We start from the raw sequence: 6,410 nt of genomic DNA, 5'->3' as shown, positions 1-6,410 counted from the left end.
CACCCAACCAAAGTTTTTTGACATTTTTGTAACAGGTTGATTCGGCTGGCATTTTTGTCGATCAATATTATCCACAGGGCGCCCTTTCGGGACGGATTCCCGAAAATTCCTTTACCACCTGGTTAAAAGTCCATCGGAACGTCGTTCTCAACGACCGAAAGATAGCGAGAAAACAGGATCTTGCGCGAAATTATGGTTAACGGAGGATTAAAGCGCCTCCGACCGGCAAGCTTTAAATTTCCGTCACAAATCAGCGGCTGAGATTTCGGAACCTATCACCGAGTTGGGTGTTGTCTTTCCCATTAAAGGAAGGAGACCGACATGGCTGCCAATACCGATGATATCAGAGCATCCGTCAGCAAGGACATCGCCGCACTCCAGCAGGAAGTCTCGCGCCTGCAGAAGATGATTTCCGCTCAGGGAGCCGAAGCCTATTACGAAGTGCGCGGCCGCGCCGGCAAGGCTTATGACGAAGCCCTGCCCCGGGCAAAGAACGCCGTCGCCCAGATCCGGGCCGAAGGTGTCGCTGCCGCCGACGCCGCCCGCGAGCATCCGACCGCAACAACCACGGCTCTGGTGCTTGCAGGCGCCATTGGCTTTCTTGCCGGATACCTGCTTTCCGGCAGTTCGCAGCCGCAGCCTCGCCATTGGTGGCGCTGAACACGCCATATCCACCCATAAACCAGTTTTTACGCACCCGCCGATCCGTTTTTCGGCAGGGTGCGTAAATGCCTATGTCTTAGAAAAACCAATTTTTAATGCCAGCTATGGGAACATAAAAAACGAAGGGAGGACTACCATGGAAAACAAGAGGGCCAACTGCATTATCGAAGTCAGTGTCGACAGCGCCAATGGCCGCTATGCGGTCGGCATCATGAATATGCGCCAGGCACTCGATCTGCCGGAAATGCCTAGTCTGTCCTACACCCATCCGGATCCCGTCAAGGCCGCTGCCGGCATCGTCGTCAGCCGCAAGGAACTGGCCGGCTTCATGGCTTGCCGCTGAGGCAGCGCCACCCTAGCAAAGCCGGGACGGCGCTTTATCCAAAGCGCTGAACCCTTTTTGCAGCGCCTGTTATTCCCCTCGTTTTTTATTCACGCTGCTGGCATCCTTCTGTCGTTCATGCCAAGAAAACGGCATCAAAAGCAGGATAAGGATGGCAGATGAGGGAGCGGCGCCCACCGCACAAGACGCGTGAACGGACAAAGCCCGCCGATAACGCCGCGGCCAAACGGGTCACCCTTCCCCGCGCCCTTTCCAAGCTCGGTTATTGCTCCCGCACGCAGGCCGAACGCCTGATCGCCGAAAATCGTGTTGCGGTTGACGGCCGAACCGTCAGCGATACCGCCGCATGGGTCGATCTTGCCACGGCAAGCATCAGCATCGACGGCCTTGTCATCGCTGCCGAAGCGAAAATCTATCTGATGCTCAACAAACCTCGCGGTCTCGTCACCACACGCCACGATCCCGAAGGCAGGCCGACGGTCTATGATTGTCTCAGGGACTTTGACATCCCGCATCTCTCTCCGGTCGGCCGGCTCGACAAGGCGAGCGAGGGCCTGCTGCTTTTCACCAACGACACCGAATTCGCCCAGATCCTGCTCGATCCGGTCACGCATGTGACGAAGACTTATCATGTCCAGATCGACCGGATCATGGATGACGAAGATATTGTCGCCATGACATCGGGCATCCGCCACGACGGCGAGCTGCTGACGGCGACCGCCGCGCGGCGCCTGCGCCAGGGCGACAGGAATTCATGGATCGAGGTCGAGCTCGACGAGGGCCGCAACCGCCAGATCCGCCGCATGCTGGAGGCGCTCGGCACCGAATGCCTGCGCCTCGTGCGCGTCGCAATCGGCGGGCTCGAACTCGGCGGACTGCCGAAAGGCGCCGTGCGCGCGCTGAGCGAACCGGAATTGCAGGCGCTACGCCGGAAAACCGGCATGGAAAGGACGAGACGCAATTGACTGCTGGGACGGAGATGGCGCCGCACGATTTCTGGCAGGAGATTCACCCGCCCGGCACTTTTGCCGTCGATGGGGAATTCGCCTCCTTCTATGTCGCCATGCTTGAAGACGGCCGCCAGCTTCGTCTGCCGATCCGTGAGCTAGCGGATGGCGATCACGCTCTCGCCTCGCTGATCGTCAACCAGGCAAGCTTCGCCGTGCTCGATGCGCTCGCCGAAAGCCTCGCCGAAAAGATCAGGCCCATGCGCATCGACGTCGTCGCCGGCCTGCCGACGCTCGGCCTGACGCTGGCCGCCGCCGTGGCGCAGAAGCTCGGTCATGGCCGCTACGTTCCGCTCGGCACCTCGCGTAAATTCTGGTATCGCGACGAGCTCTCCGTCGCCCTGTCTTCGATCACCACGCCGACACAGCAGAAACGTCTCTATATCGACCCGCGCATGCTGCCGCTGCTTCAGGGACGGCGTGTCGCCCTCATCGATGACGTCATTTCCAGCGGTGCCTCGATCGTTGCCGGCCTGCATCTGCTGATGGCCTGCGGCATCGAACCCGTCGTCATCGGTGCGGCCATGCTGCAATCGGAGCGCTGGCGCGAAAGTCTCGCAGCCGCCGGGCCGCGGTGGAGCGCGCGCACCGTCGGCGTCTTCGCAACCCCCATTCTGCAGCGGAACGCCACGGGCCGGTGGCAGGCACCACCAGCCTGACGCGAGATATGAGGGATTGTTCAATCTTTGCCTGAAGGCGCCTCTATACAGCGCATGAGGAACGATTACAGTCCCGCCTGATCGATGAAACAACGGACCCGCCCATGTCGTTCGAGCAAGCATCCCTGCTGATCCTTCTGCTGGCGATGCTCATTCTCTTCTCGCTCGATCGCATCCGCATCGAGGTGGTCTCGATCGCCGGCTTGCTTGGCGGCCATGCGCTCGGCCTTTATCCCGCCGAGCAGATCTTCACGGGCTTCGCCAGTCCCGTCGTCATCACTGTCGTCGAGATCCTGCTGATCGTCCAGGTGCTGGCGCGCGCCAGGCTCTTCGACGGTCTCGCCGCCCGTTTCGCGGCCGCAAGACCTTCGGGCTTCAAGGTCATATCAGGCACGTCCGCGCTCGCCGGCTTCATATCCATTTTCATGAACAATATCGGCGCCTTTGCGATCACCTTGCCCGTCGCGCTACGCTTGGGCACGGTCCTGACGATCCCGCGCCGCCAGCTCGTCATGCCGGTCTCGTTCGCTGCCCTGCTCGGCGGCCTCGTTTCGCCGATCGGCACGCCGGCCAATCTGCTCGTCAGCGATGCACTCGCCAAGGCCACCGGAACCGGCTTTCACTTCTTCGATTTCGCCTATGTCGGCCTGCCGGTGGCCATCGCCGGCATTCTGCTCATCGCATTTCGCGTGCAGCACCTGTTTCCGGAACCGGACGAAACACCCGCAACGATCTCCCCGGCGGCGCGGCGCATCGTCGTCGAGCGTCGCATCCCTGACGTCTCACCGCTGATCGGCGTAAGGCTTTCCGATTGCCCGGCACGGTTCGCCATCAAGCCGTACGCGCTGATCCGTAACGATAACTTTGCGTTCGGTCCGCTCGACCAGTTGGTGATCGAACCCGGCGACGTACTGCTTGCCGAGGGCGCCGATGCGACCTTTGCCGATCTTGCCGCCACACGGGTGCTGATGGCCGACGCCCACCCGCTTGGTCTGCAGACGGATTTCACCCGTATCGAAGCCGTGGTCATGCCGGAAAGCACGCTGGTCGGTTCGCGCGTCCGCTCGCTCGAAGTATTCCATTCTCGCGGCGTTGCTGTCACCGCCCTTTCCATGCGCGCGCCACGCATCGAGGGCCGCTTCCTCGACCTGCAATTGTCGATTGGCGATATATTGACTCTGGAAGGGCCGCGCATTGCAATTGGCGAAGCGTTGGAGGAAAGCGAGTGCCTGCCGCTCGCCTCGACAGCACCGAGCGAACCGGCGCTCCTATCCTGGCGGCCCTTCGCGCTCTTTGCCTGCGGCGTCGCCGCCTCGGCGGCCGGCCTGCGTCCCGACGTCGCTTTTGCCGGCGTCGTGCTCGTGCTCGCTCTGCTCAATCACCTCAACATCCGTCAGGCGATGGCCGATCTCAACTGGCCGATCATCATCATGCTGGCGGCGATGATCCCGATCGGCCAGGCGGTGGCAAGCACCGGAGCGGCCGAAACCATTGCCGGCTGGCTCAGCCTCGTCGTGCCGATCACCCATCCGCTCTTCGGCGTCGCCCTCATCCTCTTCCTCGCCATGGCATTGACGCCTTTTGTCAACAATGCGACAGTCGCAATCGTCCTGACCCCGATCGCACTGGAATTCGCAAGAGCCGGCAGGCATGCGCCGGACGCCTATCTGATCGCGGTTGCAGCCGGAGCGTCGCTCGATTTCCTGACGCCCTTCGGCCATCACAACAACACGCTGGCAATGGGCATCGGCGGCTACCGCTTCCGTGATTTCCTGCGTGCCGGCTGGCCGCTTGCCGTCACAAGTTACGGCCTCGCCCTGCTTCTTACCGGTCTATTCTGGCTGTGAAGCGATACCCGATCGGCTTGACTTCCCCAGCAATGAAACTAGAGCAGGAAGTCTTCACCCAATAATTAAGGACAGTCGAGCACCGTGCGAATTCTTTCCGAAGCCCATTTCCCCGAATTGCCGAACTATTATCGCGGCAAGGTGCGCGAGAATTACGATCTTCCGGACGGACGACGCATTATTATCAGCACCGACCGGCTGAGTGCTTTCGACCGCATCCTCACCTGCATCCCCTATAAGGGCGAGGTACTCACGCAGACGGCGCGCTACTGGTTCGAGGCGACGAAGGACATCTGCCCGAACCACGTTCTCGACTATCCCGATCCGAATGTCGTCATCGGCAAGCGGCTCGACATCCTCCCGGTCGAGATCGTCGTGCGCGGTTATCTCGCCGGCACCACCGGCACCTCGATCCTGACGCTTTATAAGAAGGGCGAACGCGAGATGTACGGCATGCGCCTGCCCGGCGGTATGCGCGACAACCAGATCCTGCCGGAACCCGTCATCACGCCGACCAGCAAGGAGTTCGACGGCGGCCACGATGAGCCGCTGACCCCAGCCGAAATCGTCACGCGCGGCCTTCTCACCAAAGAACAATGGCAGACGCTGTCGACATATGCGCTCGCCCTCTTTGCCCGCGGCCAAGAGATGGCGGCGAAAAACGGGCTGATCCTGGTCGATACCAAATACGAGTTCGGCACCGATGGTGACGGCAACATTATCCTCGCCGACGAGATCCACACGCCGGACAGCAGCCGCTACTGGCTTGCCGAAAGCTATCCGGCAAGCTTTGCCGCCGGAAAACGCCCGGAAAGTTTCGACAAGGATTTCGTCCGCGCCTGGGTGGCGGAGCGCTGCGATCCCTATAAGGACGAGATCCCGGAAATCCCCGCCGAACTGATCGAGCAGACCTCGGCCGTCTATATCAAAGCCTACGAGGCGATCACCGGCGAGCGCTTCGTTCCAGACGATAGCGGCGAGACGCCGCTTGCCCGTGTCCGAAACAACCTCGCTCCCTATTTTCCGTGAAAAGGCGACAGACGAAAGCCGCCGGCCCGATCATCAGCTTGCGGCATTCCTTCCAATCGCGTTAGAGCGCCGGGCGTCCAACAGGACGCGCTAAGGACGCTCTATCACTTTGAATTGGCGCATAATCCTTTCCGAAAATCGATTCCGATTTTCGGGGTTATGCGCTAGCATCGAAAAAAGGGGTATCGGGCTCAGCCCGGCGGGGAACAGATGGCAAGAAGGCCAAGACGTAAGGCCGAGGAAACGCGGGAAGACATTCTTTCCATGGCGGAGATGCTGTTTCGCGAGCGCGGCTTCGTCGCGGTGTCGATCGCCGATATCGCCGGCGCTCTGCACATGTCGCCCGCCAATGTCTTCAAGCATTTCCGTTCCAAGGTGGCACTCGTGGATGCGATCGCCGGGCGCCATCTCGACGATGCCGCAGAGCGCTTCGCCGCCTTCGATGAGAAGCTGCCGCCAAAGGAACAACTGCTCCGCTTCATCCTGCGCCTGCTGGAAAGCCACCTGCAGGACATCCAGAAGAACCCTTACATCTTCGAAATGGTGCTTTCGACGATCGAAGCCAAACTCGAGGCCGGCAATCGTTATCGCGCCCGCATCGAGGCAAAGCTCGGCGAGATCATCCGCGAGGGCATGGCGGAGGGAAGTTATCATTGCCGCGATCCCGAGAGCGCGGCGCATACGGTGGCTGACGTCCTGGCCTGCGTGCTGCACCCTGTCCTGATCGCTCGTGACGACAAGGAGACACTCGTGCGCCGCGCCGAAAAAATCGTGTGTTTCGTCCATGCCGCACTGCAAAATAGCGCTTGCTAAGTGATGATTGCTGAATTACGTCACTTCGTAAAGCTTTTCTTAAATTCGG

At 60.6% G+C, this 6,410-nt stretch carries 7 protein-coding genes; all 7 read left to right on the top strand.

Going from position 1 to position 6,410, the window contains the following annotated elements; all coding sequences use genetic code 11:
* The first annotated feature begins 321 nt into the window (after nucleotides 1-321).
* Complete coding sequence (locus OLZ32_RS07575) at nucleotides 322-660, top strand: hypothetical protein (RefSeq protein WP_003542606.1); 339 nt, start codon at nucleotides 322-324, stop codon at nucleotides 658-660.
* 139 nt (nucleotides 661-799) lie between these two features.
* Nucleotides 800-1,006, top strand: a complete 207-nt coding sequence (locus tag OLZ32_RS07570; RefSeq protein ID WP_003542611.1) for a hypothetical protein — start codon at nucleotides 800-802, stop codon at nucleotides 1,004-1,006.
* 158 nt (nucleotides 1,007-1,164) lie between these two features.
* Entirely contained in the window at nucleotides 1,165-1,971 is an 807-nt protein-coding gene (locus OLZ32_RS07565) for a pseudouridine synthase (protein WP_264420403.1), read from the top strand.
* 14 nt (nucleotides 1,972-1,985) lie between these two features.
* On the top strand, nucleotides 1,986-2,672 hold the full coding sequence (locus OLZ32_RS07560) for a phosphoribosyltransferase (protein WP_264398444.1): 687 nt from the start codon (nucleotides 1,986-1,988) through the stop codon (nucleotides 2,670-2,672).
* Between the two features lie 104 nt (nucleotides 2,673-2,776).
* Nucleotides 2,777-4,519: an SLC13 family permease gene (locus tag OLZ32_RS07555; RefSeq protein WP_003542616.1), complete on the top strand. Its 1,743-nt coding sequence runs from the start codon at nucleotides 2,777-2,779 to the stop codon at nucleotides 4,517-4,519.
* A gap of 84 nt (nucleotides 4,520-4,603) precedes the next feature.
* The gene (locus tag OLZ32_RS07550; protein WP_003542617.1) at nucleotides 4,604-5,548 is read left to right on the top strand and encodes a phosphoribosylaminoimidazolesuccinocarboxamide synthase; all 945 of its coding nucleotides are present in this window, start codon (nucleotides 4,604-4,606) and stop codon (nucleotides 5,546-5,548) included.
* Between the two features lie 210 nt (nucleotides 5,549-5,758).
* Entirely contained in the window at nucleotides 5,759-6,361 is a 603-nt protein-coding gene (locus OLZ32_RS07545) for a TetR family transcriptional regulator (RefSeq protein ID WP_017989316.1), read from the top strand.
* Nucleotides 6,362-6,410 lie beyond the last annotated feature (49 nt).

It is taken from the genome of Rhizobium acaciae (assembly GCF_025941625.1).
Classification (GTDB): Bacteria; Pseudomonadota; Alphaproteobacteria; order Rhizobiales; family Rhizobiaceae; genus Rhizobium; species Rhizobium acaciae.
The sequence above is the reverse complement of the archived record's forward strand: the minus strand, read 5'-3'. Positions and strand labels throughout refer to the sequence as shown.

Excerpts from the sequence above, each read along its gene's own strand:
- OLZ32_RS07575 (WP_003542606.1), top strand. The coding sequence starts at position 322 with ATGGCTGCCAATACCGATGATATCAGAGCATCCGTCAGCAAGGACATC.
- OLZ32_RS07560 (WP_264398444.1), top strand. The coding sequence starts at position 1,986 with ATGGCGCCGCACGATTTCTGGCAGGAGATTCACCCGCCCGGCACTTTT.
- OLZ32_RS07545 (WP_017989316.1), top strand. The coding sequence starts at position 5,759 with ATGGCAAGAAGGCCAAGACGTAAGGCCGAGGAAACGCGGGAAGACATT.
- OLZ32_RS07565 (WP_264420403.1), top strand. The coding sequence starts at position 1,165 with ATGAGGGAGCGGCGCCCACCGCACAAGACGCGTGAACGGACAAAGCCC.
- OLZ32_RS07570 (WP_003542611.1), top strand. The coding sequence starts at position 800 with ATGGAAAACAAGAGGGCCAACTGCATTATCGAAGTCAGTGTCGACAGC.
- OLZ32_RS07555 (WP_003542616.1), top strand. The coding sequence starts at position 2,777 with ATGTCGTTCGAGCAAGCATCCCTGCTGATCCTTCTGCTGGCGATGCTC.